Raw genomic sequence first — 22,459 nt, 5'->3', positions numbered from 1 at the left:
GGAGATAAATCATGGCATTAAGTATTCGAACTAAAAGCAGTAAAAACAAAACTGGACCGAAAACACCTTTTCAACGAGTGGAGAGTCACCTTAAGGTGATGTTGACACAAGCATTAAAAGAGAACGAAGGTAAGCTCGGTGATAGCCTTGCACAAGCTATGCAAAACCTTCCCAATGCTGCGGTTGCGCTCGACAATTCTACGCCAGTTCTTGTCGTGGATGGTGGTACAACAAATTACAGCACGTCTCTAAACGGTCAAATTAGTCAGGCGGTTGTGGCTAAAGCTGCGCGCGCTGCTGGCGTAAAAGGCTTAACGGTAAAAAGTGTAGAGAAAGCTCTGGAAACTGTCAGCCTAGACGCGGTTTTGGAGGGGGCCGATGCAGATGTGAACATCTTCAATGCTTACATCGACGTTGACAACAAAAGTAAAGGTGTTGCGCTCGATGCTCGTAGTAGCGACGGTCGAGGATTGGTTCTAGCTGGTGGTGAAGTTCTGCTTAGCGATAAAGAAACAGATATCACCTTCCGTTACGCCCCAAATAATGGACACCTCCAATATGTATCCGGCTGGGAGCAACAAGATATACCGTCTAAACTTCAAGAACTCTTCAGCAATCTAAGCTATGGTCAGTTTGTAGCCATCATGGCGTACGCAGGTTTTATATTAAGTCACCCGAGAGCGGACGGACTTACTTATCCGATTCTTTACCTTCATGGGAATGCTGGCTCTGGTAAAACGACAGTCGCCCGCTTAGTCGCTATGCTACTGGGACTAAATGGAACGAAAGTGAAGACTCAGCCTAAAGATATTCGTGATCTTATTGCTACCGCTTCGCACAACTACATGTTGTGTTTCGATAATTGTGGTCGCATTAGTGACGAGTTAGCCAATGGTATGTGTAGCGTGGCAACGGGTGGCACCGTTGATGGTCGTAAACTCTATACGAATGTAGATTTGGTCGAAACGCTCCTCCACCAACCAATGATATTAACGGCGATTAAGTTCCCTAAACAATACGATTTATGCACTCGTTCAATATTCATCAAAGCGGGTAAACCACGAATTACCTACGCCAGTGACACAGAGATATACCAAAAGCTAAGTGCAATCCTCCCGTATGCCCAGTCGTGGTTGCTCAGTATGACCGCAAAAGCTATGGCAATGTTGGACGATGTTTCATCTATTGCCAAGTTCCGAGGTGGCGACTTCAATACATTTCTAGCAGCCTTCGAAACTGTACTGGGTATTACCGATCAATCAGTCCAGCAGGGTGTAAACAAAGCGCAGGAAGAAGCCCTGAATATGCAGGCTTTAGAACATGATGAGTTGTTGGCGAGCATTATAACTATCGTTCATCAGGAGAAACTTTTTACTGGTGGCCCAACGCAGGTTCATAAAATGCTACATAGTGCCATCATGTCAGAAATGCGCCGTCTACCAAGCAACTGGCCTCAGAATGCGTCAGCTTTAAGTACCAAGCTTAACCGTATGAAAGAGCAATTAGAAAAACATGGTGTTGAAGTTATATCTGGTGGTACACGAGGCACTAACGGGCGTAAGCTAACTCTTCGTGCGATCGAGAATGCTCAGAATGTCGAAGACATAATCCCTCACGAACCATCGTTCTCTGAGCCGCTGACGTATCCAGAATCAGCTCTGATAGAAGTTAACCGCGTTGTTGAAGAACTCCCAGAACTCGACCCTGCCGACATGGACGATGATTTTGACCCGCTGAATGAAAGCGAGATGGATCAGTTGATGGAAGAATATGAGCGCGTAACAAGCAAATTTGACTCAGCCTCTAAATGGCATGAGATGACGCAAGCTGAATCTGATGCAGCTACATCGGCATTTCTTGGCTGACACCACCTCTAAATTACATTTTTCTACTCAGCCTTAACGGTGCTTTTAGAAAAGCATCGAACACAACATATTACATCTTTAAATCAACGCTTCTGGGCTTGGATACATTCAAGCCTAGTGTCGAATCATTCAAATTAAAAAGGGGACCATCATGTTCAATAAAAAAAAATATGCACTGGAAGTACAAACAGAACTAAAGACAATTGCATCTCAGATGCTACAAGATTGGGGACGTGCCAACGTCGATTTACTTGGTTGGGATGTTGAGCATACAGATGACAACTATGTTGATAGTGAGATCTGGTTTGGGAATGACTACATCTATAGCTCCGAAGAAAAAGAACCGGGTGTTTGGGTTGAATATACTCGCTCAATTATATGCGTTACTGAACTCCGAGAGAAAGAGCACGGACTGTATGAAGTTACAGTCAAGGTTCACCTACCGGGTGACGATGGCGTACATGAGAAATATTTCAAGGGGGAATACTTGTTTAATGAGATAAATCCACTGGATACAGCTAATGGCTATCCTGATGCTTTGTATGAAGCGTATATCTACTTCGCAGAAAATACAGAGTTCTCATATAGTGAGAAGTTATCTTATCTCACGGGCGCTATGTGGGAGTTTGTAAGTTGCTTTGAGGATTTTTGCCGACTCGATTGTAATGAGATCTTGGGTAAGTTCGCTAAGGCAGATGTGGTGGCAACTTACTGATTGATCCTGTCTTACCGCTGCTACCAACACAGTTTTCTACATTTCCTCGACGGTGGCGGCGGTGATATAGGTTCAGTAGATTTCCCGTCGGCGACGTCAGTAAAATCATGCGGGTAATCAGGTGATGTGATTTTGCTGGTGGATATGGGCGTGATTCGGGGCAGGGTTTCTATGTTGATTGTGCGGGGAGGTTGCTGCTGGCCTTCGCTCATAATCGATTGGTCATGTGTTCAAGTCACATAGGGGCCACCAAATCCCGATAAGGCGTATGAAGAAATTCATGCGCCTTTATCTTTTCTGGTCCGGTCGATATCCGGTCCGCGATTACTTCCTGTAAGCTCTGGTCCATCAGGTCAGCCGAAAAACTCCACGTACTAACCACAGTGATGTATTTCCTAGTCCGGATTGATATCCACCATCAGAACCTTCTCTCGTCTGTACAACGCGAATCAGAGCAGATACATACCACTCAACACCAGAACTAAACCCCAGAAAAACTTCGCGCTGGAACCAACAAAAATATAACCAACATTCTGTCCCATTAGGTCTAGTTATTAATATAAATATAATTTAGATACCTGAATGGGGTTCTAGCTGAGATTACGCAGGAGACTCAGCACCGAAGATTAGGACAAGATGAATGTTGAATCATGATGACCGATTACCCTCAGTGGTAATCGGTCTGTCTTTCTCTAATGTAATTTCGACTAGTAATCAGCGACACTCAACCACAGCTCCAGAAACAGCAGCTAATCACAGGACTGGTATTCATACTGAAACCGGAAAAAACAACGGCACACTGGGCTACAGCGCGGATCTGGTATGAGTTAGGGTGTAGAGTTGGGTTAGTGGAATAGGATGTGAATCTAGCTGGTTACTGTCGGGACTGTCACGGCTGTCAGAACCGTCGGCGCTGCCATGACTGTCGCAACTGTCAGGACTACAGGGAAAATACATCTACTGCCGCCGCCGTCGGCAAACTGGACGGAAAACCTAAATAGGAAATTTACATTAGGGTTCGTGTCCAGCTCGGTATCTAGCCAAAATTACAGCTAAAGACCGGATAGAGACCGGACCGACGACGCCGTCGCGATAATTACAGAAACTACATCACGCAGGAAGTCAGGCAGAATAAGCCTTAGAGAGAGATTACAGGGCCAGTCTGATGTGACCGACCCAGCGATCTAGGATTTTAGTTAGTTGGGTGTGGGATATCTGAAATCATCAGAATTCTTCTAATAGAACTGTTGTTGACCAACTATAACAGTCTCTATTTAAATCGTCATAAATGTCACTTATGCACTCGTTACATACCATTTTATAGTGCGGAACGTCATCTCTGTGTCGTTTGTATGCTAGTACTAATAAAGGGCCTCCATAGCTGATGGTGTGGAACTTGCACTCACACTTAGGCTCTTTCTTTAAGTCATTTATGATCCGAAATGATTTCGGGAAAAAGTATCTAAACGTCCTTGTGTGCTCAGTGAATGACATTAGAGCGTTTTCTATATTCCAGCCTGTAAAAAACTTATATGGTTTGTTTGACCTTTTACATACAGCTTCAACACTATCTAATAGGCTACTCGTGGGTTCATGAGAGTAAACAAACATAAATCCATCACAATCATGCTCATACAACTTGTTTATATTAGCCTCATCATCATCTTGGCCGATTCTACTTCCATAATATTTACAGCTAACTAGCCATCGCAATCCCCTTTTAGAAACAAGGCTTGGTTCAGATACAACCAAATCTCTCTTTCTATCTGGACCGAATGAAGGTGGAGTATCGATATTGAACCCCATATCTTCCAAGAAATGTTCTGCAAATTTTTCAAACCGAGAGTCGTTGCCTATTTCTGTAAAATCAATGAAATATGTTGGGGATTTATTCATTAGAGCCTCGTGATGCGTTAAAACGATTGTAAGGACTTAGATGTTAGTTCTTTGACTGGATTATTCCGAAACATTCGAAACTTCAGGCACATATTAACACTATGATACTGATAATCATGGAGTTCAATATGATTAAGCTAACCAATCTTCAACAAATCACAACCCTACCAATCACCACAACCCTACAAGAACAAGTCAAAACCATACTCACCGAACCATTTCACGATGATGCAGAAACCCAACAAGCATGGGATGAACTGCAATGTGAACTCTGGTTCCTAACCTCAATGTCGGATCTATCTGCCGTCGTCGTCGACGATATCGAACTGCTGAAACGAGCACTGACCTACACCGAATTCGAAGACGATCTGGACTACGGAGCAGTGCTGACCCTGAGCATTGTCGAGGACTCTGGTAAGGGTATCTATCTACTGATGCCTAAGATACTGCTCACCGAATTACGCCAATACTTCTCCATCGAGAATGACTAAGGAGGCAGTGATGCAATCCCGAAAATTCAAATTCAATAAGCGCCAACTCGACTCACTACCACCGACGCCGCCGTCGAGCAAAAGTAAGGAAACGGAATATACGGATGAGTTATGTTCTGGCCTCAAGATGATCGTCAACCGCCAAGGAAGGAAGCGTTTCTTGTTCAGGTACACACTCCACGGAACCAAGAAATCTATCCAGCTAGGTGAATATCCAGCATTAGATATCAACACTGCTCGTCAGATTGCCAATGACCATAAACGGGAAATTGCTCTAGGTAATGACCCCAAGGCTATTCGTGATGAGAAGCGCAACGTCCTTACGTTCCAAGAATTCTCAGAGCTGCATTACTTACCCTACGCAATGATGAATAAGCTTACTGCTAAAAGTGATGCAGGTAGTCTCAAGCTCCACTTCTATCCGAAGTGGGGTAAGAAACCTCTCACTGATATCGGTCAGCAGGACATTCAAAAATTGTTGGACGGATTACTAGAAGGTAGGAAGCCTGCAACGGTGAACCGTCTACGTTCCTTAGTGCTTCGTATGTTCAGGCTGGCAATGGAATGGGGTTATGTCGACTCTAATCCCGGTCAATACATCAGGAAGTTGAAGGAAAACAATGTAAGACAGCGATTCCTATCACGGGCCGAGGTGTCCAGCTTCATCAAGGCATGTAACGAGGAACCGAATCGCACCCAATCTAACGCATTGAAATTCGCTCTGCTTACTGGGATGCGAATCGGGGAAATTACCAGTTCGAAATGGGAGTGTCTTACCGTCGACGACGACGGCAACTGGAGCCTATTTCTACCACACACTAAGTCGGGGCTGTCGAGAACGGTCCTGCTCAACCATCTAGCCAAGGAAGTTATCCATGATCAACGACGATTTCAACAACCTAAGAACCCCTATATCTTTGCCGGAGATGCACCCGGTAGACCTATCGCTCATCCGAAGAAGGCTTTTGCTCGAATCAAGAAAGCTGCCGGGATTACTGACAACTTCCGAATTCATGATTTGAGGCATAGCTTCGCATCGATCCTGATCAACAGCGGAAATGCGACGCTCTATGATGTTCAGCATTTGTTGGGGCATCAGTCGCCACAGACCAGTACAAGATATGCTCATTTGGCTTCGAGTAGGTTGAGAGAAGTCAGTGCAAATGTGGCTGAGTTGGTTAGTAGTGCTTGATAAACATTGATAGAGACGAAAGCAGTAAATCTAATTTACTGCTTTACTAATATACCCCTTAACTATACTGTGCATATAAACAGTTTCATTTTGTTCTTTTTTATATGCAACCAGAAAATCTGTCTGTAAAATGAGCATACTTAAAATGAAATCATAGAGATACAATGAACTTCTACGCTTTAAGGGTCTCTTTAGTTGCTAAAGAACCGCAGTTGTTTGTCCATAAAAACATGTCCGATGACATATATGCATTTGAAGATGCTCTTCGATACTCAGTAGGAAATCCGCCAGAGAATGAGCACAAAGAAAAATTATTTTCATTGAAAGTAATGATTGATGGGCGAAATGAAGGTGTCATGGCGGGGATGGTAGCTAAAGCAAAATCTCTGCATGGTCATGATTCAGACTTTAAGGAATTTAGTGTGGAGGACTTTCCTCCAATGGTTTGGTTATGGGATCGAGAACAGCAGGTGATTTTAGTTGAGAAGAAAACAAGTGTATTTTCTTCACCTACAGCAGCCTGTAAAGCGTTTCAAGCCCTATCAAACAACATTGAATTAGCTGAAATCAATTTACGTGCGGACATAGAGCCTGTGTTAAATACGTCTGAACACACGTTCTGGGAAGAATACGACAAATTCGATTCTATTCAGTCGGTTAAGTTTGAACTTACCCCACCAAATCTATTTGGCAACACTGAAAAAGAAATGAAGAAAGCGTTGAATGATACGGCAGAAAACACCAATGCGAACAAAATCATTACTACTTTTGAAAACCGTGACTCTACGCTAAAACTGAAAAGTGACAGTTGGTTTGGAAACATGGTCCGTTGGTGCCGTAAAGGTGGCGGTCAATGGAAAATGAAAGGGATACTATCAGGGCATAAGAGCAAACTGACAATCGTAAGTAGCGAGAAAGTAGCTAAGGTTGTTACTATGACAGGTAAAGGTATCACAGAGATTGAACTAATAAACTACAGTGCAGATGATGTTGTTGATATTCTCTGTGCATATAGGAAAGAGTACGATTATCACGATGATTCAGAAGACATAGCCGATGTTTAAAACGCTAACAATTACAGGCATTATTTTTGCCATCAGCTTAGCTTTATCCTCATCCAATGAGGTTGCATATAAAGTTTTGGAGTCTGCTACTCCGGGGATTTTAGGTGCAATTTTGGGGGGACTGACGGCTGGTGTGTCTGTAATTTTCAGCGTATTAATCACTGCTGCCGCCCAGGTGGGGTCTGCTGAAAAGTTTCAAAAATTTATCCCTTTTCTCTCGAAGTTGAAGCAGGATATGTTGATCTTAGTCGCATGCCTTGTCGTTTCTTTGTTGCTTCCATATTTAAGAGTAACTGGAGTGCCATTGTTGGTGTACCCAGAACATAACTTAGTACCGGATAGGGATGCTTTTTTTACTGCTGTTCAACTGGCGGCTATTATATTCTCTGTGGCAATTATAGTTGAGGTCATCAATGTGATGTTTGCTCTGGTGTCAAATATGCCGAAACTATTAATACGTTCAGATAAATCGAGTGACCAGTAATCCGCTCTTAGATTAACCCACACCCAAAGCTAAAATCCTAGATCGCTGGGTCGGTCACATCAGACTGGCCCTGTAATCTCTCTCTAAGGCTTATTCTGCCTGACTTCCTGCGTGATGTAGTTTCTGTAATTATCGCGACGGCGTCGTCGGTCCGGTCTCTATCCGGTCTTTAGCTGTAATTTTGGCTAGATACCGAGCTGGACACGAACCCTAATGTAAATTTCCTATTTAGGTTTTCCGTCCAGTTTGCCGACGGCGGCGGCAGTAGATGTATTTTCCCTGTAGTCCTGACAGTTGCGACAGTCATGGCAGCGCCGACGGTTCTGACAGCCGTGACAGTCCCGACAGTAACCAGCTAGATTCACATCCTATTCCACTAACCCAACTCTACACCCTAACTCATACCAGATCCGCGCTGTAGCCCAGTGTGCCGTTGTTTTTTCCGGTTTCAGTATGAATACCAGTCCTGTGATTAGCTGCTGTTTCTGGAGCTGTGGTTGAGTGTCGCTGATTACTAGTCGAAATTACATTAGAGAAAGACAGACCGATTACCACTGAGGGTAATCGGTCATCATGATTCAACATTCATCTTGTCCTAATCTTCGGTGCTGAGTCTCCTGCGTAATCTCAGCTAGAACCCCATTCAGGTATCTAAATTATATTTATATTAATAACTAGACCTAATGGGACAGAATGTTGGTTATATTTTTGTTGGTTCCAGCGCGAAGTTTTTCTGGGGTTTAGTTCTGGTGTTGAGTGGTATGTATCTGCTCTGATTCGCGTTGTACAGACGAGAGAAGGTTCTGATGGTGGATATCAATCCGGACTAGGAAATACATCACTGTGGTTAGTACGTGGAGTTTTTCGGCTGACCTGATGGACCAGAGCTTACAGGAAGTAATCGCGGACCGGATATAGACCGGACCAGAAAAGATAAAGGCGCATGAATTTCTTCATACGCCTTATCGAGATTTGGTGGCCCCTCCCAGACTTGAACTGGGGACCAATCGATTATGAGTCGACTGCTCTAACCACTGAGCTAAGGGGCCGATTAGGTCAATGATTATAGGGGAAGGGGTGGTGTGTGTCTAGACGCAAAGTAGGGTAATAGCGCTTAGTTTTTATCCACTTAGAACGATGAATAACAAAAAAGGCGAGCTGTCGCTCACCTTTTATTCAATGCCATATTAAAGCAGAGTGTTACGTTATTCGTCTAGGAAGCTGCGCAGAGTCTCTGAACGGCTTGGGTGACGAAGTTTACGTAGCGCTTTTGCTTCGATCTGACGGATACGTTCACGAGTAACGTCGAACTGCTTACCAACTTCTTCCAAAGTGTGGTCAGTATTCATATCGATACCGAAACGCATACGTAGTACTTTTGCTTCACGAGGAGTCAGACCGCCTAGAACGTCACGAGTTGCTGCGCGCAAGCTAGTCGCTGTTGCAGAATCTAATGGTAACTCTAGCGTGGTATCCTCGATAAAATCACCTAGATGCGAATCTTCGTCGTCACCAATTGGTGTCTCCATAGAGATTGGCTCTTTAGCAATTTTCAGTACTTTACGAATCTTATCTTCCGGCATTTGCATACGCTCTGCCAACTCTTCTGGCAGTGGCTCACGGCCCATTTCTTGTAGCATTTGACGAGAGATACGGTTCAACTTGTTGATCGTTTCAATCATATGAACTGGGATACGGATCGTACGTGCTTGGTCTGCAATTGAACGAGTAATTGCCTGACGGATCCACCAAGTTGCATAAGTTGAGAACTTGTAACCACGACGGTATTCAAACTTATCTACAGCCTTCATCAGACCGATGTTACCTTCCTGGATTAGATCCAAGAACTGTAGACCACGGTTTGTGTATTTCTTAGCGATAGAAATAACCAGACGTAAGTTCGCTTCAACCATCTCTTTCTTCGCACGACGAGCTTTTGCTTCGCCGATAGACATGCGACGGCTGATATCTTTAATACGGTTTACGGTTAAAGATGTCTCTTGCTCGATAATACGAAGTTTTTGAATTGAACGACGAATATCTTCTTCATCTTCACGGATCTTCGCTGCGTATGGTTTATCTGATGCGAGGATTTGTTCAAACCAAGCTTCATCAGATTCATTACCAGTGAATACCGAGATAAATGATTTTTTCGGCATCTTAGCTTTTTCAACAACAGCGCGCATGATCAAGCGTTCTTGTGTACGTACGCGATCCATCGAATTGCGTAGCGTATTTACAAGATGATCGAACTGTTTTGGCGTCAAACGGAATTCACGGAAAACAGTCAATACAAGCTCAGTCGCTTCTTGAGCTTTGCTGCTTGATTCGCCGTGTTCGTTGATCGCTAGTTGAAGATTTTGGTACTGATTACGTAGTTCAGTGAATTTTTCTAAAGCTAGTTCAGGGTCTATACCAACTTCTTCTTCGTCACTGCTGCTATCGTCGTCGCCATCTTCATCTTCGTCGTCGTCATCATCATCGGTATCATCTTCGTCATCGAGGTCTGAACCTGTTAACTCTGAACCGATGTGTGTAGCTGTTGGCGCTTCGCTTTCCATATCATCTGGGTTGACGAAACCACTGATGATGTCGGTTAGGCGAAGTTCTTCAGCTTGAACTTTATCGAATTGCTCAAGGATGTATGGAATCGTTCCAGGGTATTCAGCGACAGCACTTTGTACTTGGTTGATACCATCTTCGATTCGCTTCGCGATATCGATTTCACCTTCACGAGTCAGTAGTTCTACTGTACCCATTTCACGCATATACATACGTACAGGGTCAGTCGTTCGACCAATCTCGCTTTCTACGCTAGATAGCGCAGCAGCAGCAGCTTCTGCTGCATCTTCGTCGGTGATGGTTTCATCATCATTAAGAGCTAGATCATCAGCGTCAGGGGCGGTTTCTACAACCTTAATACCCATGTCGTTGATCATCTGAATAATATCTTCTACCTGCTCAGAATCTACGATTTCTGCTGGTAGGTGGTCATTTACTTCGGCGTAGGTCAGATAGCCCTGCTCCTTGCCGCGAATGACAAGTTGCTTAAGCTGTGACTGCGGATTTTGATCCATAGACGGTATCCAACTTCGTATCTGGTGAAGGAATAGTATGCGAAATGCAAACCACGGATAATAACAAATTAAATTGTTGCTGACTATTCAAACAGGGTTACGCTTTCAAATCTCTCATGAGATCTTGAAGCTCCCTTTTTTCGTCGCTTGATAAACCGATACTTCTTGATTTAGCCAGCAGGTTTTCAATTTGTTTCTCTACGCACTGGGCAATAATTTTGTCCAATGAGTCAAAAAATAGTTCGTTTTGATTATCTTCTACAAGCGGGATATCCCAGCTTGCTAGTCGAGACATTAGTGCCTCGTTTTTTGTGTTTCGCCAATGTTCTAATAATTGACCAGTTTTTATATGGGGTTGTTGTCTGCATTTTTCAAGCACTTCTGTCAACAATTTCAATCCAGGAATTTCTAGACCTTCTGTAGTGGAAAGGTCTGGCACCATATCAGCATAGCTCGGATTCTGTAGAAGCAAAGCGATAACATCTCTCATTGGCGTTCGCTTTATTTCTTTATGCGGCTGAGGTCTAGTTTTAGAATCCGCTGGCAGCGTTGGCTTTTTATAAATCCCGGTTGTTTGCCCTAAAATTTTAAGTAGCTGATTTTGCATAGATTCATCAGGTACTTTGTTAATTAAAGGGAGAGCAAGCGCTTCTAATGCGGCTTTGCCTTCGTTATTACCCACATCAACTTGAGTCAGCAAATTAGAAAACAGATATTTTGATAATGGTTCGGCATTTCGAACCATTTCTTCAAACGCATCTTTACCGTTTTTACGTACAAAACTGTCTGGATCTTCACCATCTGGAAGGAAAAGGAATTTTAAAATATTTCCACTTTTCAGATAGCTAAGTGCGTTTTCCAGTGCTCGCCATGCGGCTTCCCGGCCTGCTCGGTCACCGTCATAGCAGCAGACAACAGTATTGGTCTGTCTGAACAACAACTGCAGGTGATCACCTGTGGTTGATGTTCCTAGAGACGCAACAGAATAATCAATACCATATTGCGCTAAAGCCACCACATCCATATAACCTTCGACCACAAGGATTTGTGGTGGTTCACGGTAAGCCTGTAAAACTTCGAAGAGTCCGTACAGTTCTTTACCTTTATGGAAGATAGGTGTTTCTGGAGAGTTGAGGTATTTAGGTGTGCCGTCGCCAATAACACGACCCCCAAAGCCTATCACTCTTCCTCGACGATCTCGGATTGGGAACATGACTCGGCCACGAAAACGGTCATAGCGTTTGCCACTATCATTTTCAATTAACATGCCGCCAGAAACTAGCATCTCTTGTGCCTGTTTCTGTTGTCCGAAATTCTTACGAACTAAATCCCATTCATCAGCCACATAACCGATGCCAAATTTCTGCACAATCTCGCCGGATAAACCGCGATTTTTCAAATATTCGATCGCATGACGGTTAGCTGGAACTTTCAGTTGTTGACGGTAAAACTGAGCAATACTCCCCATCAAATCATAGAGACTTCGTTTTTCGTCGCTGCTGACTTTTGGGGTGTTTCCTTTAAAGCCATTATTCGAGCGTTCTTCACGTGGTACTTCTAAACCAAGCGAAGAGGCGAGCTCTTCAATCGCTTCAGGAAACTCAAGACGCTCATATTCCATCATGAAGTCGATAGCGTTGCCGTGCACACCACAACCAAAGCAATGATAGAACTGTTTTTCTTGGCTTACGCTAAATGATGGGGTCTTTTCATTATGGAATGGACAGCATGCACCGTAGTTTTTGCCCTTTTTTTTAAGTTTCACACGTGCGTCGATAACATCGACAATATCAAGTCGAGCTAGGAGGTCATCGATGAAGCTACGAGGAATTTGTCCTGCCATAAAACCTAAAAAAGAGATAAAAACGAAAACGCAAGGTCCATAGACCTTAGATACAAACAAGCCGTGCATTCAAAGAATAGCACGGCTTGCTGCAATAGAGTTCTGGATTAAGCCAGTTTAGCGCGAACTAAACCGCTGACTTTACCCATATCTGCACGCCCTTGAATTTGTGGTTTCAAGATAGCCATCACTTTACCCATGTCTTGCATGCCCGCTGGTGACGATTCTGCGATTGCACTGTCAATCAGTGCTGCCACTTCTTCTTCACTCAATGGTTGAGGCATAAATTCCTCAAGTACAGTGATTTCTGCTTGCTCCACTTCAGCGAGATCTGAACGATTTGCTGCTTCGTATTGCGATACAGAGTCGCGACGTTGTTTAACCATTTTGGTCAGTACAGCAACGATGTCGTCATCGGTCAGAGTAATCTTCTCGTCAACTTCACGTTGTTTGATAGCTGAAAGGGCTAAACGAATAGTGCCAAGGCGCGCTTTGTCCTTGGCTTTCATCGCTAATTTTTGCTCTTCTCTGAGATTATCAATAAGAGCCATAACTTATTCCTTAATTAGGAAAAGTTATTAGTACAGGCGAACGCGACGAGCGTTTTCGCGAGCAAGCTTCTTAGCGTGACGCTTTTGAGCTGCTGCTTTAGCGCGTTTGCGAACTGTAGTTGGTTTTTCGTAGTGCTCACGACGACGCACTTCAGAAAGGATACCTGCTTTTTCGCAAGAGCGTTTGAAACGACGTAGTGCAACGTCGAACGGTTCGTTTTCACGTACTTTAACTACTGGCATATGCCTTTCACCTCAGGGGTTATTCGTTAATGCTGACAATCAGTGACCAAATCAATAAGATTTCTTACCCGTTTGGTCTTTAATCAGCTAGATCAAAAATGGTGCGGAATTTTAATCCGATCGTTGTGCCTTTGTAAAGTACTTTGTCGCCTACAGCTTGTACAAAATTTGTTTGTGAAGCGAAGGCGTTGTAACATTGCGCCAATTTCAAATTATAGATGGCAGTGTGCTGAGAAAAATATGCGTATTATTGGTATTGAAACCTCTTGTGATGAGACGGGTATAGCGATTTACGATGACGAAAAGGGATTGCTGTCTCATAAGCTTTATAGTCAAGTTAAACTTCATGCGGACTACGGCGGTGTCGTGCCAGAACTTGCGTCGCGTGACCATGTAAAAAAGACGATTCCACTGATTAAAGCGGCTATGGCTGAAGCGAATTTAACACCGAAAGATATTGATGGTGTTGCTTATACTGCAGGTCCTGGTCTGGTTGGTGCTTTATTAGTTGGTGCAACCATTGGCCGCAGTATTGCTTACGCTTGGAATGTTCCTGCTGTGGCAGTACACCATATGGAAGGTCACCTTTTAGCGCCAATGCTTGAAGATAATCCACCTCCATTTCCATTTGTCGCTTTGCTTGTCTCTGGTGGCCACAGCATGATGGTGGAAGTCAAAGGTATTGGCGAATACCGTATTCTTGGTGAATCAATTGATGATGCTGCTGGTGAAGCCTTTGATAAAACAGCAAAATTGATGGGACTGGATTACCCTGGTGGCCCTTTGCTTTCGCGTTTAGCTGAAAAGGGAACTCCAGGTCGCTTTAAATTCCCTCGTCCAATGACGGACCGTCCTGGGCTCGAAATGAGCTTCTCGGGTTTGAAAACTTTTACGGCTAATACTATCGCTGCAAATGGCGATGATGAGCAAACACGTGCTGATATTGCCTATGCATTCCAAGAAGCGGTGTGTTCAACCTTAGTGATTAAGTGTAAACGCGCTCTTGAAGAAACAGGGATGAAGCGAATTGTGATTGCCGGTGGTGTAAGTGCAAATAAACAGTTACGTGCTGATTTAGCTAAGCTGGCGGAAAAAATCGGTGGTGAAGTGTATTACCCACGTACCGAATTTTGTACCGACAACGGAGCGATGATTGCTTTTGCTGGTATGCAACGTTTGAAAAATGGTGATGTTACGGACTTGAGTGTTGAAGCTCGTCCTCGTTGGCCGATTGATCAACTCACGCCTGTTGAATAAATCAGCTCAGCCAATAAGACGGTCGCAGTTGCGGCCGTTTTTTTATATCTGATACCAACCTAGATAAAAATATGATCAGACTTAGCATCGGCAGAAAAGCGAATGGGCGTCAAACGCAAACGCGCATTCATTCGTCCCTGAAGCTCCGCCGAGCCATCCATGGCTCGGAGGGTTTGCTTATCGACGCCTATTCACTGATCAGGAAATTTTCCAGAATGGTATGACATTAAGTGTTCTTTTTTTCGCCGACTTTAGGCTCAGTTCCAGCAAAAAGACGCTTAATATTTTGATGGTGTCGTAAAATGATTAAGCAGCAGAGCATCGCAACCGGAAGAGTATATTGGGGTTTCACTAGCCAAGTATAAAAAGGCGCAAGCAGCACCGTAACAATTGCCGCTAAAGAGGAGTAGCGGAAGATGACCGCGACAAATAACCAAGTCGCCATGATCATAGCTGTTAAATCTAAACCGATAGGAGCAATGGCTCCTAAGGCCGTTGCAACACCTTTGCCCCCCTTAAAGTGAAAAAATATAGGGTACATGTGGCCAAGGCAGGCCGCGATAGCGATGATACCTAAAATGAAGGGGTCAATTTTAAGAAAATAGCTTGCCCAAACAGGGATAGTACCTTTTAGCATGTCGCATAGCAGTACAGATGCGGCCGCTTTTTTTCCACCAATACGTAATACGTTTGTCGCCCCGGGATTATTAGAGCCAACGTTTCTAGGATCAGGTAAACGTAATAGTCGACAGATCAGCACCGCACTGGATATTGAACCCAGTAGATAGGCGGAAATTATCATTATGAGTGCCACTGCTGTCATTGTTGTCTCGCTGTTTTGTTTACTTAAGCGAAGTCTTTATAAATCGGTCAGCAAACCTTTAAGTAAAAATACTGTTTGATTTACCCATCTGGAGGCTGTTTCGTATATGATATCGCGATTGGCGACGATAGTACGTTTTTTTACTCAATTTAGGTATCCGACCTGTGATTGAGTCTAACTGTTGTAAGGAATTCGATAGAAGATGGATAAAGTCTTTATAGAGCAGCTAGAAGTTATTACCACCATAGGTGTGTATGACTGGGAACAAACCATTAAACAGAAGTTGGTTCTCGATTTGGAAATGGCGCATGACAATAAGCCAGCAGGGAACAGCGATGATGTCGCCCATGCCTTGGACTATGCACAGGTTAGCCAAGCTGTCATTGAACATATCGAATCAGGTCGTTTCTTATTAGTAGAAAGAGTTGCAGAAGAAGTAGCACAGCTCATTATGCAACGCTTTAGTGTCCCTTGGATTCGTATTCGACTAACCAAACCGGGTGCTGTTCCGCAGGCAAAAGGTGTCGGTGTGATCATCGAAAGAGGATCTCTATGATCACTGCATATGTTGGTGTTGGCTCTAATTTGGAGCGATACCGTCATATTGAAGCGGGGATCAAAGAGCTAAGTCTGCTGGGAGATGAACTTCGTCTTTCAACGATTTATGAGTGTCCAGCGCAAGGGTTTGATAGCCATCCATTTTTCAATTTGGTGGTGGAGTTAAAAACTTCGCTCTCCCTTAACGATTTTCAGCAGTCTTTAAAAAAGGTGGAGTATCGTTGGGGGCGAGATGCCGACGCGAAAAAGTATCAAGATCGCACATTAGATATGGATATTATTTTGTTTGGTGATGTCATATCTCCGAGTTCTCCGGCTGTCCCTCGTCCGGATATTTATCAATATCCTTTTGTGATCCAGCCTTTGTATGAGTTATGTCCAGAACTCAATATTCCAGGAACCGATTTATCCATTAAAAAAGTTTGGCAAGAAGCTGCGCTTTTAGAACAACTAAAACCAATACCGCTTTGGTTTAGTGTGAAATAAGAGAAAACAATGAGTTATTTTGAATCATTTATGTTGGCTTTAATTCAAGGGTTTACCGAATTTTTGCCAATTTCTAGCTCTGCTCATTTAATATTGCCTTCGGCAGTATTGGGTTGGGCTGATCAAGGTTTAGCGTTTGACGTAGCTGTGCATGTCGGAACTCTGACAGCGGTTGTGATTTACTTCAGAAACGAAGTAAAAGCGCTGTTGAGTGCATTTTTTGCCTCGATCTTCAAAGGAGATAGAAGTAAAGAAGCGAATTTGGCATGGTGCATCATTTTAGCAACGATCCCTGCTTGTATCTTTGGCTTGGTAATGAAAGATTTTATCGAAGTCTACTTACGTAGTGCTTGGGTAATTGCTGCGACCACTATTATTTTCGGTATTCCTCTTTGGTATGTGGATAAAACAGCTAAGCAGGATATTCATGAGTATCAAGCTGGCTGGAAGAAAGCGCTTTTCATCGGTTTTGCGCAAGCTGTGGCTATGATTCCGGGCACCTCTCGTTCAGGTATTACCATTACAGCGGCTCTTTATCTTGGTTTTACTCGCGAAGCGGCAGCACGTTTTTCATTTTTGATGTCGATTCCGATTATCGTATTGGCGGGCAGCTACTTAGGTTTGAAACTGGTCACTAGCGGTGAGCCTATCCACTTAGGGTTTCTTCTAACCGGTATTCTGACCTCATTTGTGAGCGCTTATCTTTGTATTTTCTTTTTCTTGAAGTTGATTTCTCGAATGGGCATGACGCCATTTGTGATTTATCGTTTGATTTTAGGTGTAGGCTTATTTGCCTTTCTACTAAGCCGTTAGTCGCCTGAAAACGGTGCTTATGGTATAAATAGAGCGTTTCTATCCAAATTGATAAAAGAGGCCGTGTTATTCGGCCTTTTTTCTATATACATAGATTTCTACCAATATTGACGAGTGTGAAAGTAATGCGAGTTCTTGCGGTGACATTAACCCTGCTGTTCGGTTTCCTTCAATACAGCTTATGGCAGGGGAAAAACGGGATTTCTGATTTTCATGCTGTTGCGGCTGAGATAGAAGTTCAAGAGCAAGTAAACACTAACTTACATCAACGTAACCAAGAGATGTTTGCTGAAATTGATGATTTGCGCCAAGGTCTTGATGCCATAGAAGAAAGAGCACGTCATGAATTAGGTATGGTGAAAAGTGGTGAGACTTTCTACCGAGTTACTGGAGAGGACAACCGTTAATGAATCAAGCAATTATTGCGGTTGTGCCAGCAGCCGGTGTTGGCAGTCGAATGCAGGCTGACCGTCCGAAACAATATTTAAAACTCTTAGGTAAAACGGTATTAGAACACACGGTCTCTAAATTGCTGGCGCATCCCAGAGTATCGAAAGTGGTGGTTGCCGTCAGCGAAACGGATCCCTATTTCTCTACGCTAGCATTGGCTAATCATCCTCAAGTCATTCGAGTCAATGGTGGTAAGGAAAGGGCCGATTCAGTGCTATCTGCATTAAATTACATCTGTAAACACGAAGTCAGCGATTGGGTTTTAGTTCACGATGCGGCAAGGCCTTGTTTTACTGAGCAGGACGTTTCTCGATTAATTGAAAGCGCGCAAATTCACTCGGTTGGGGCGATTCTCGCAGCACCTGTTCGAGATACCATGAAGCGCAGCAATCAGCAGCAGAACATTGATCATACGGTTGAGCGTGTGAATCTTTGGCACGCACTCACACCACAAATGTTCCGCACGGTACCTTTACGTGATGCCTTAATTGATGGATTAGCTTGTAAGGCTAACATCACTGATGAAGCTTCTGCATTTGAAAGACTGAATTTAAGCCCGGCTTTAGTCAATGGTCGAGCAGACAATATAAAAATTACTCAGCCAGAAGATCTTGCGTTGGCTGAGTTCTATTTAAGCCGAAATAAGGAACAAACATGATACGAATTGGCCATGGTTTTGATGTGCATAAATTTGGTGGTGAAGGCCCTGTCATTATTGGTGGTGTTGCCGTTCCTTATGAGCAAGGCTTGATTGCACATTCTGATGGCGATGTTGCTTTGCATGCGTTGAGTGATGCCCTACTCGGAGCGATTGCTGCGGGTGATATCGGCAAACATTTTCCTGACACCGATGATAAATGGAAAGGTGCAGATAGCCGTGAGTTATTGAAAGATGTTTACCGCCGAGTTAAAGAACTGGGCTACCGTCTAGGCAATGCGGATGTCACTATCATTGCTCAGGCGCCGAAAATGGCTCCATACATTGATGCGATGTGCGCAGCTATTGCTGAAGATTTGGAAACCGATATCGGCAATGTCAATGTGAAAGCAACGACTTCTGAGCGTTTGGGGTTCACAGGGCGTAAAGAAGGCATCGCATGCGAAGCGGTTGTATTACTGATCAAAGCGTAAAGAGTAGAAAATGACAGATATTCTATCTTCACTGGCTTACCTATGCGGTAAACCAACAGCTAAAGGCAAAATAAAAGCGAAGCCAGAAGATTTTAAAGTTATCGAAAATCTGGGTTATGAGTTTGCCGGTAGCGGTGAACACCTGATGATTTCTATTCGTAAAACGGGTGAGAACACCAGTTTTGTCGCTAATGAACTGGCGAAAGCGTGTGGCGTAAAATCAAAAGACGTCAGTTGGGCTGGCTTGAAAGATCGCCATGCCGTGACAGAACAGTGGCTGAGCGTTCACTTACCTACGGCGGGTTTCCCGAATTTGGCTTTGTTTCAATCACAGCATCCGAGCATTGAAATTCTAGCCATGACTCGCCACAACAAAAAGTTACGTCCGGGTGACTTGGCGGGTAACTACTTTGAAGTGACATTATCGGAAGTAACCGATGTTGATGAAGTGGTGAAACGCTTAGAGGTGGTCGCAAAACAGGGCGTACCAAATTACTTTGGTAACCAACGTTTTGGTAAAGATGGCAACAACCTAGAGGAAGCGCGTCGTTGGGGGCGTGAAAACGTCCGTACTCGTAATCAGAATCAGCGTAGCCTGTATCTTTCTACTGCACGTTCATGGGTATTCAACCGTATTGTTTCTTCTCGTATCGAGCAAAACTGTTTCTACCGTTTTGTCGAAGGGGATATCGCTTTAGTAAACGATGAACAAATTCTGGTCAATGCTGAGCAAGTTGAGGAATTCAATGCACTGCTTAACCAGGATAAAGCTCAGATTTCAGCTGCTTTAGCGGGCGATAACGCTTTACCTACACAGGCAGAGGCGCAGAAGATAGAGCAACAACACATTGATGCGGAAGTAGACCTAATGAAGCTAATTCGTGGTAACCGTATGCGTCATGACCGCAGAGCAATCTCGTTGAAAGCACAAGATTTAACTTGGCAAATCGAGGGTGATTCTATTACGTTAAAATTTGCTCTTGATGCTGGCAGCTTTGCTACATCGATTGTGAGAGAACTAATAGAAGAGATCCCTGTAGAGCGTGTGTATGAGTGATAAAAAACTAAAAGTACTTTTAAGTAATGATGATGGTGTGTTTGCCGATGGTATTCACGCCTTAGCTGCCGCTATTTCTGATCTTGCGGAAGTGATCATTGTTGCTCCGGACAGAAATCGCTCTGGTGCATCAAACTCGTTAACTCTAGAACAGCCTTTGCGTGTCTCTATCGTTGCTCCGAATACTTACTCGGTGCAAGGTACACCAACGGATTGCGTGCACTTTGCTTTAAACGAGCTGTTAAAAGATGCGATGCCAGATCTCGTATTAACGGGAATTAACCACGGCGCGAATCTGGGTGATGACGTTCTTTATTCGGGTACGGTTGCTGCAGCAATGGAAGGACATTTCTTAGGTGTTCAATCAATAGCGTTTTCATTAGTCGGTAATCAACATTTTGCGACTGCAGGAAAAATTGCTCGCCAATTGGTAGAGCAACATCTGCGTCGACCTATTCCAACCAACCGCCTATTGAATGTAAACATTCCAGATATGCCATTTGAAGATCTAGCGGGTACTAAAGTGACTCGCTTGGGTGCTCGTCATCACGCCGAAAGCATGATTAAGCAGAAAGATCCTCGTGGGCATGATATTTATTGGTTAGGCCCTCCAGGCAAAGAACAAGATGCAGGCGAAGGTACCGACTTCTATGCCATCGAGCATGGCTTTGTTTCACTGACTCCAATGCAAGTGGATCTCACAGCACATGAGTCTTTAGGTAGCATGGATCATTGGTTAAAGGAAAGAACTGATGGCTAATCCCAAAGCCGATAAATTAATTCAGTTTTTATTAGCGAATGGTATTACTGATCAACATGTTTTGCAGGTAATACATCAATTGCCTAGAGAATACTTCGTTTCTCAAGCGATGGTTCATCAGGCTTATGACAATAATGCTCTACCTATTGGTCAGGGGCAAACTATCTCTCAGCCTTATATCGTTGCAAAAATGACTCAAATGTTGGAATTGCAGCAAAATAGTCGAGTGCTGGAAGTGGGGACTGGCTCCGGTTATCAGACCGCGATCTTGTCTCATCTTGTTGATCATGTGTTCTCCGTTGAAAGGATTAAATCTTTGCAGTGGGAAGCGAAACGTCGCTTAAAGCAGCTCGATATTTATAACGTATCGACAAAGCATGGCGATGGATGGCAAGGTTGGGCTGCCAAAGCTCCATTTGACGCGATCATCGTGACGGCCGCTGCGCAGAAGGTTCCGCAAGCTTTGTTGGAGCAGCTTGCTGACGGTGGGCGCTTAGTGATACCTGTCGGTGAAGAAGAGCAGCAGCTCTACAAAATAATACGAAAAGGTGAGCAGTTTATTTCTCAGTTAATAGAAACTGTGCGTTTTGTTCCGCTAGTTGCTGGTGACTTAGCGTAATGAAGCGTTTTCAACTTAAGACATTATTGGCGTATGGGCTGTGCGGGCTGTTAATAGGCTGCGCAGCAGATTTCCCTGCACCAGTGTCTGGGTTGCAGAAAGATTATCGTGATATTAATCGAGGTAGTTATCGCGGTAGTTACTACGAAGTAAAACGTGGTGACACCTTGTATTTTATCGCTTATGTGACAGACAAAGACGTTAATGACATTATCCGTTTCAATCGTCTGGAAGCTCCTTATACCATTCATCCTGGACAGAAATTAAGGCTTTGGAGTCCTATCTATAATACTCCAGCTTATGGTGGAACAGGTGCTGGTAATAGCTCTTCTATAGCCGCCAATAAATCTGCTCCGCCAAGAATTTCATCGACTCCATCCAGTGTTGCCCCTAAGCCTTCTTCAGCAACACCTAGTGCAGCAACATCGAGTAATGTCGCTCTACCAAAACCAAGTGCAGCAACCACTGCTGCATCCACGGCTGCAGTAGCTAAAACTCCTGTTTCAGTAGCCACTTCGGTGCCGGTCTCCCCGCCGAAACCGAGTAAAAACACTAATGCTGCTCAAGCTAACAAATCGACCAATTTGGTTAAAAAAGATCCAGTTAAGACGATTGATCAATCGAAAACAAAAGAGTATGTTGGTTCTGATCATCAACAAAATATTAACAAAACTGTAAGCAAACCTACACCACAGAACGATAAAGTCGATAAGTGGCTGTGGCCAACGAAAGGGAGAGTTGTTAAAAACTTTTCAGCAGGAGATCAAGGAAATAAGGGTATTGATATTGCAGGACAGCGAGGTCAATCCATTACTTCTACTGCTGCAGGAACCGTGGTCTATTCGGGTAATGCATTGCGAGGTTATGGCAATTTAATCATCGTGAAGCATAATGAGCATTACTTAAGTGCTTATGCCCATAATGACCAGCTGTTGGTTAAAGAAGGACAAAGTGTTAGAGCTGGCCAAAAAATAGCAACAATGGGCAGCTCAGGTACGAACAGTGTTCGCCTGCACTTTGAAATTCGTTATCAAGGTAAGTCTGTGAATCCAAAACGGTATTTACCTTAAATATACTTGTGAAG

The 22,459-nt window shown here is 43.8% G+C and carries 23 protein-coding genes, 1 tRNA gene and 4 pseudogenes; 19 read left to right on the top strand and 9 right to left on the bottom strand.

The window, feature by feature from the left end:
- Window positions 1–11 precede the first annotated feature (11 nt).
- The 3 genes from G5S32_RS12375 (at window position 12) to G5S32_RS12365 (ending at window position 3,406) form a co-directional block, all read left to right on the top strand.
- The gene (locus tag G5S32_RS12375) at window positions 12–1,865 is read left to right on the top strand and encodes an ATP-binding protein (RefSeq protein WP_165312288.1); all 1,854 of its coding nucleotides are present in this window, start codon (window positions 12–14) and stop codon (window positions 1,863–1,865) included.
- Between the two features lie 151 nt (window positions 1,866–2,016).
- Complete coding sequence (locus G5S32_RS12370; protein WP_165312287.1) at window positions 2,017–2,580, top strand: hypothetical protein; 564 nt, start codon at window positions 2,017–2,019, stop codon at window positions 2,578–2,580.
- Between the two features lie 640 nt (window positions 2,581–3,220).
- Window positions 3,221–3,406: a hypothetical protein gene (locus G5S32_RS12365; protein WP_165312283.1), complete on the top strand. Its 186-nt coding sequence runs from the start codon at window positions 3,221–3,223 to the stop codon at window positions 3,404–3,406.
- A gap of 398 nt (window positions 3,407–3,804) precedes the next feature.
- Here G5S32_RS12365 and G5S32_RS12360 read toward each other — a convergent pair whose 3' ends face one another.
- Entirely contained in the window at window positions 3,805–4,476 is a 672-nt protein-coding gene (locus G5S32_RS12360; protein WP_165312286.1) for a restriction endonuclease, read from the bottom strand.
- Between the two features lie 128 nt (window positions 4,477–4,604).
- On the opposite strand from G5S32_RS12360, the gene G5S32_RS12355 reads away from it, so the two are divergent.
- The 4 genes from G5S32_RS12355 to G5S32_RS12340 all read left to right on the top strand — a co-directional run bounded on the left by G5S32_RS12355 (window position 4,605) and on the right by G5S32_RS12340 (window position 7,707).
- Entirely contained in the window at window positions 4,605–4,967 is a 363-nt protein-coding gene (locus G5S32_RS12355) for a hypothetical protein (RefSeq protein WP_207621583.1), read from the top strand.
- 10 nt (window positions 4,968–4,977) lie between these two features.
- Window positions 4,978–6,159, top strand: a complete 1,182-nt coding sequence (locus G5S32_RS12350; protein WP_207621582.1) for a site-specific integrase — start codon at window positions 4,978–4,980, stop codon at window positions 6,157–6,159.
- 164 nt (window positions 6,160–6,323) lie between these two features.
- A complete protein-coding gene (locus tag G5S32_RS12345; RefSeq protein ID WP_069518728.1) occupies window positions 6,324–7,223 on the top strand; it encodes a hypothetical protein in 900 nt (299 codons plus the stop codon).
- Complete coding sequence (locus G5S32_RS12340; protein WP_069518730.1) at window positions 7,216–7,707, top strand: hypothetical protein; 492 nt, start codon at window positions 7,216–7,218, stop codon at window positions 7,705–7,707. The genes G5S32_RS12345 and G5S32_RS12340 overlap by 8 nt, the downstream gene beginning before the upstream one ends.
- Before the next feature lie 399 nt (window positions 7,708–8,106).
- Here G5S32_RS12340 and G5S32_RS12335 read toward each other — a convergent pair whose 3' ends face one another.
- The 7 genes and pseudogenes from G5S32_RS12335 to rpsU form a co-directional block, all read right to left on the bottom strand.
- Window positions 8,107–8,292 (bottom strand): hypothetical protein, encoded by a 186-nt coding sequence (locus G5S32_RS12335; protein ID WP_165312283.1) that lies wholly within the window; start codon window positions 8,290–8,292, stop codon window positions 8,107–8,109.
- 388 nt (window positions 8,293–8,680) lie between these two features.
- Window positions 8,681–8,756: transfer RNA gene (locus tag G5S32_RS12330), tRNA-Ile, on the bottom strand.
- Between the two features lie 156 nt (window positions 8,757–8,912).
- Complete coding sequence (rpoD, locus tag G5S32_RS12325; RefSeq protein ID WP_165312282.1) at window positions 8,913–10,784, bottom strand: RNA polymerase sigma factor RpoD; 1,872 nt, start codon at window positions 10,782–10,784, stop codon at window positions 8,913–8,915.
- A gap of 97 nt (window positions 10,785–10,881) precedes the next feature.
- Window positions 10,882–11,316: pseudogene (dnaG, locus tag G5S32_RS21710) on the bottom strand (DNA primase); the annotation flags it as partial.
- Between the two features lie 74 nt (window positions 11,317–11,390).
- A pseudogene (dnaG, locus tag G5S32_RS12320) lies at window positions 11,391–12,627 on the bottom strand (DNA primase); the annotation flags it as partial.
- Window positions 12,628–12,734: 107 nt separating this feature from the next.
- Window positions 12,735–13,178: a GatB/YqeY domain-containing protein gene (locus G5S32_RS12315; protein ID WP_165312280.1), complete on the bottom strand. Its 444-nt coding sequence runs from the start codon at window positions 13,176–13,178 to the stop codon at window positions 12,735–12,737.
- A 27-nt stretch (window positions 13,179–13,205) separates the two neighbouring features.
- Window positions 13,206–13,421, bottom strand: coding sequence for a 30S ribosomal protein S21 (rpsU, locus tag G5S32_RS12310; RefSeq protein WP_001145625.1), 216 nt, complete (start codon window positions 13,419–13,421; stop codon window positions 13,206–13,208).
- Window positions 13,422–13,661: 240 nt separating this feature from the next.
- On the opposite strand from rpsU, the gene tsaD reads away from it, so the two are divergent.
- Window positions 13,662–14,678: a tRNA (adenosine(37)-N6)-threonylcarbamoyltransferase complex transferase subunit TsaD gene (gene tsaD / locus G5S32_RS12305; protein ID WP_165312279.1), complete on the top strand. Its 1,017-nt coding sequence runs from the start codon at window positions 13,662–13,664 to the stop codon at window positions 14,676–14,678.
- A 226-nt stretch (window positions 14,679–14,904) separates the two neighbouring features.
- Here tsaD and plsY read toward each other — a convergent pair whose 3' ends face one another.
- Entirely contained in the window at window positions 14,905–15,501 is a 597-nt protein-coding gene (gene plsY, locus G5S32_RS12300; RefSeq protein ID WP_165312278.1) for a glycerol-3-phosphate 1-O-acyltransferase PlsY, read from the bottom strand.
- A 202-nt stretch (window positions 15,502–15,703) separates the two neighbouring features.
- Between plsY and folB the strand changes: the two genes are divergently transcribed.
- The 11 genes and pseudogenes from folB to G5S32_RS21700 form a co-directional block, all read left to right on the top strand.
- On the top strand, window positions 15,704–16,057 hold the full coding sequence (gene folB / locus G5S32_RS12295) for a bifunctional dihydroneopterin aldolase/7,8-dihydroneopterin epimerase (protein ID WP_165312277.1): 354 nt from the start codon (window positions 15,704–15,706) through the stop codon (window positions 16,055–16,057).
- The gene (gene folK, locus G5S32_RS12290) at window positions 16,054–16,545 is read left to right on the top strand and encodes a 2-amino-4-hydroxy-6-hydroxymethyldihydropteridine diphosphokinase (protein WP_165312276.1); all 492 of its coding nucleotides are present in this window, start codon (window positions 16,054–16,056) and stop codon (window positions 16,543–16,545) included. The genes folB and folK overlap by 4 nt, the downstream gene beginning before the upstream one ends.
- A 9-nt stretch (window positions 16,546–16,554) precedes the next feature.
- Entirely contained in the window at window positions 16,555–17,358 is an 804-nt protein-coding gene (locus G5S32_RS12285; RefSeq protein ID WP_165312275.1) for an undecaprenyl-diphosphate phosphatase, read from the top strand.
- A 125-nt stretch (window positions 17,359–17,483) separates the two neighbouring features.
- Window positions 17,484–17,765, top strand: a complete 282-nt coding sequence (gene ftsB / locus G5S32_RS12280) for a cell division protein FtsB (protein WP_165312793.1) — start codon at window positions 17,484–17,486, stop codon at window positions 17,763–17,765.
- On the top strand, window positions 17,765–18,466 hold the full coding sequence (gene ispD / locus G5S32_RS12275; protein WP_165312274.1) for a 2-C-methyl-D-erythritol 4-phosphate cytidylyltransferase: 702 nt from the start codon (window positions 17,765–17,767) through the stop codon (window positions 18,464–18,466). Before ftsB ends, ispD begins: the two co-directional genes overlap by 1 nt.
- Window positions 18,463–18,939 carry a 2-C-methyl-D-erythritol 2,4-cyclodiphosphate synthase gene (ispF, locus tag G5S32_RS12270; protein WP_165312273.1) on the top strand — a complete coding sequence of 159 codons (477 nt, stop codon included), beginning with the start codon at window positions 18,463–18,465 and terminating at the stop codon, window positions 18,937–18,939. The genes ispD and ispF overlap by 4 nt, the downstream gene beginning before the upstream one ends.
- A gap of 10 nt (window positions 18,940–18,949) precedes the next feature.
- On the top strand, window positions 18,950–19,996 hold the full coding sequence (gene truD, locus G5S32_RS12265) for a tRNA pseudouridine(13) synthase TruD (RefSeq protein ID WP_165312272.1): 1,047 nt from the start codon (window positions 18,950–18,952) through the stop codon (window positions 19,994–19,996).
- Window positions 19,989–20,756: a 5'/3'-nucleotidase SurE gene (gene surE, locus G5S32_RS12260; RefSeq protein WP_165312271.1), complete on the top strand. Its 768-nt coding sequence runs from the start codon at window positions 19,989–19,991 to the stop codon at window positions 20,754–20,756. The genes truD and surE overlap by 8 nt, the downstream gene beginning before the upstream one ends.
- A complete protein-coding gene (locus G5S32_RS12255) occupies window positions 20,749–21,375 on the top strand; it encodes a protein-L-isoaspartate(D-aspartate) O-methyltransferase (protein ID WP_165312270.1) in 627 nt (208 codons plus the stop codon). The genes surE and G5S32_RS12255 overlap by 8 nt, the downstream gene beginning before the upstream one ends.
- Window positions 21,375–21,728, top strand: a pseudogene (locus tag G5S32_RS21705) (LysM peptidoglycan-binding domain-containing protein); the annotation flags it as partial. The gene G5S32_RS12255 and the pseudogene G5S32_RS21705, both read left to right, overlap by 1 nt.
- Before the next feature lie 222 nt (window positions 21,729–21,950).
- Window positions 21,951–22,445 (top strand): annotated as a pseudogene (locus G5S32_RS21700) (peptidoglycan DD-metalloendopeptidase family protein); the annotation flags it as partial.
- Window positions 22,446–22,459: the final 14 nt, after the last annotated feature.

This window comes from Vibrio ziniensis (assembly GCF_011064285.1).
In the GTDB taxonomy this organism is placed as follows: domain Bacteria; phylum Pseudomonadota; class Gammaproteobacteria; order Enterobacterales; family Vibrionaceae; genus Vibrio; species Vibrio ziniensis.
The sequence above is the reverse complement of the archived record's forward strand: the minus strand, read 5'-3'. Positions and strand labels throughout refer to the sequence as shown.

Bases quoted from the DNA above. Each gene is read 5' to 3' on its own strand.
- G5S32_RS12370 (WP_165312287.1), top strand. From the start codon at position 2,017: ATGTTCAATAAAAAAAAATATGCACTGGAAGTACAAACAGAACTAAAG.
- G5S32_RS12355 (WP_207621583.1), top strand. From the start codon at position 4,605: ATGATTAAGCTAACCAATCTTCAACAAATCACAACCCTACCAATCACC.
- truD (WP_165312272.1), top strand. From the start codon at position 18,950: ATGACAGATATTCTATCTTCACTGGCTTACCTATGCGGTAAACCAACA.
- ispD (WP_165312274.1), top strand. From the start codon at position 17,765: ATGAATCAAGCAATTATTGCGGTTGTGCCAGCAGCCGGTGTTGGCAGT.
- G5S32_RS12375 (WP_165312288.1), top strand. From the start codon at position 12: ATGGCATTAAGTATTCGAACTAAAAGCAGTAAAAACAAAACTGGACCG.
- ftsB (WP_165312793.1), top strand. From the start codon at position 17,484: ATGCGAGTTCTTGCGGTGACATTAACCCTGCTGTTCGGTTTCCTTCAA.
- rpsU (WP_001145625.1), bottom strand. From the start codon at position 13,421: ATGCCAGTAGTTAAAGTACGTGAAAACGAACCGTTCGACGTTGCACTA.
- G5S32_RS12335 (WP_165312283.1), bottom strand. From the start codon at position 8,292: ATGTTGAATCATGATGACCGATTACCCTCAGTGGTAATCGGTCTGTCT.
- G5S32_RS12340 (WP_069518730.1), top strand. From the start codon at position 7,216: ATGTTTAAAACGCTAACAATTACAGGCATTATTTTTGCCATCAGCTTA.
- G5S32_RS12315 (WP_165312280.1), bottom strand. From the start codon at position 13,178: ATGGCTCTTATTGATAATCTCAGAGAAGAGCAAAAATTAGCGATGAAA.
- tsaD (WP_165312279.1), top strand. From the start codon at position 13,662: ATGCGTATTATTGGTATTGAAACCTCTTGTGATGAGACGGGTATAGCG.
- G5S32_RS12285 (WP_165312275.1), top strand. From the start codon at position 16,555: ATGAGTTATTTTGAATCATTTATGTTGGCTTTAATTCAAGGGTTTACC.
- rpoD (WP_165312282.1), bottom strand. From the start codon at position 10,784: ATGGATCAAAATCCGCAGTCACAGCTTAAGCAACTTGTCATTCGCGGC.
- ispF (WP_165312273.1), top strand. From the start codon at position 18,463: ATGATACGAATTGGCCATGGTTTTGATGTGCATAAATTTGGTGGTGAA.
- plsY (WP_165312278.1), bottom strand. From the start codon at position 15,501: ATGACAGCAGTGGCACTCATAATGATAATTTCCGCCTATCTACTGGGT.
- G5S32_RS12350 (WP_207621582.1), top strand. From the start codon at position 4,978: ATGCAATCCCGAAAATTCAAATTCAATAAGCGCCAACTCGACTCACTA.
- G5S32_RS12365 (WP_165312283.1), top strand. From the start codon at position 3,221: ATGTTGAATCATGATGACCGATTACCCTCAGTGGTAATCGGTCTGTCT.
- G5S32_RS12255 (WP_165312270.1), top strand. From the start codon at position 20,749: ATGGCTAATCCCAAAGCCGATAAATTAATTCAGTTTTTATTAGCGAAT.
- G5S32_RS12360 (WP_165312286.1), bottom strand. From the start codon at position 4,476: ATGAATAAATCCCCAACATATTTCATTGATTTTACAGAAATAGGCAAC.
- folB (WP_165312277.1), top strand. From the start codon at position 15,704: ATGGATAAAGTCTTTATAGAGCAGCTAGAAGTTATTACCACCATAGGT.
- surE (WP_165312271.1), top strand. From the start codon at position 19,989: ATGAGTGATAAAAAACTAAAAGTACTTTTAAGTAATGATGATGGTGTG.
- G5S32_RS12345 (WP_069518728.1), top strand. From the start codon at position 6,324: ATGAACTTCTACGCTTTAAGGGTCTCTTTAGTTGCTAAAGAACCGCAG.
- folK (WP_165312276.1), top strand. From the start codon at position 16,054: ATGATCACTGCATATGTTGGTGTTGGCTCTAATTTGGAGCGATACCGT.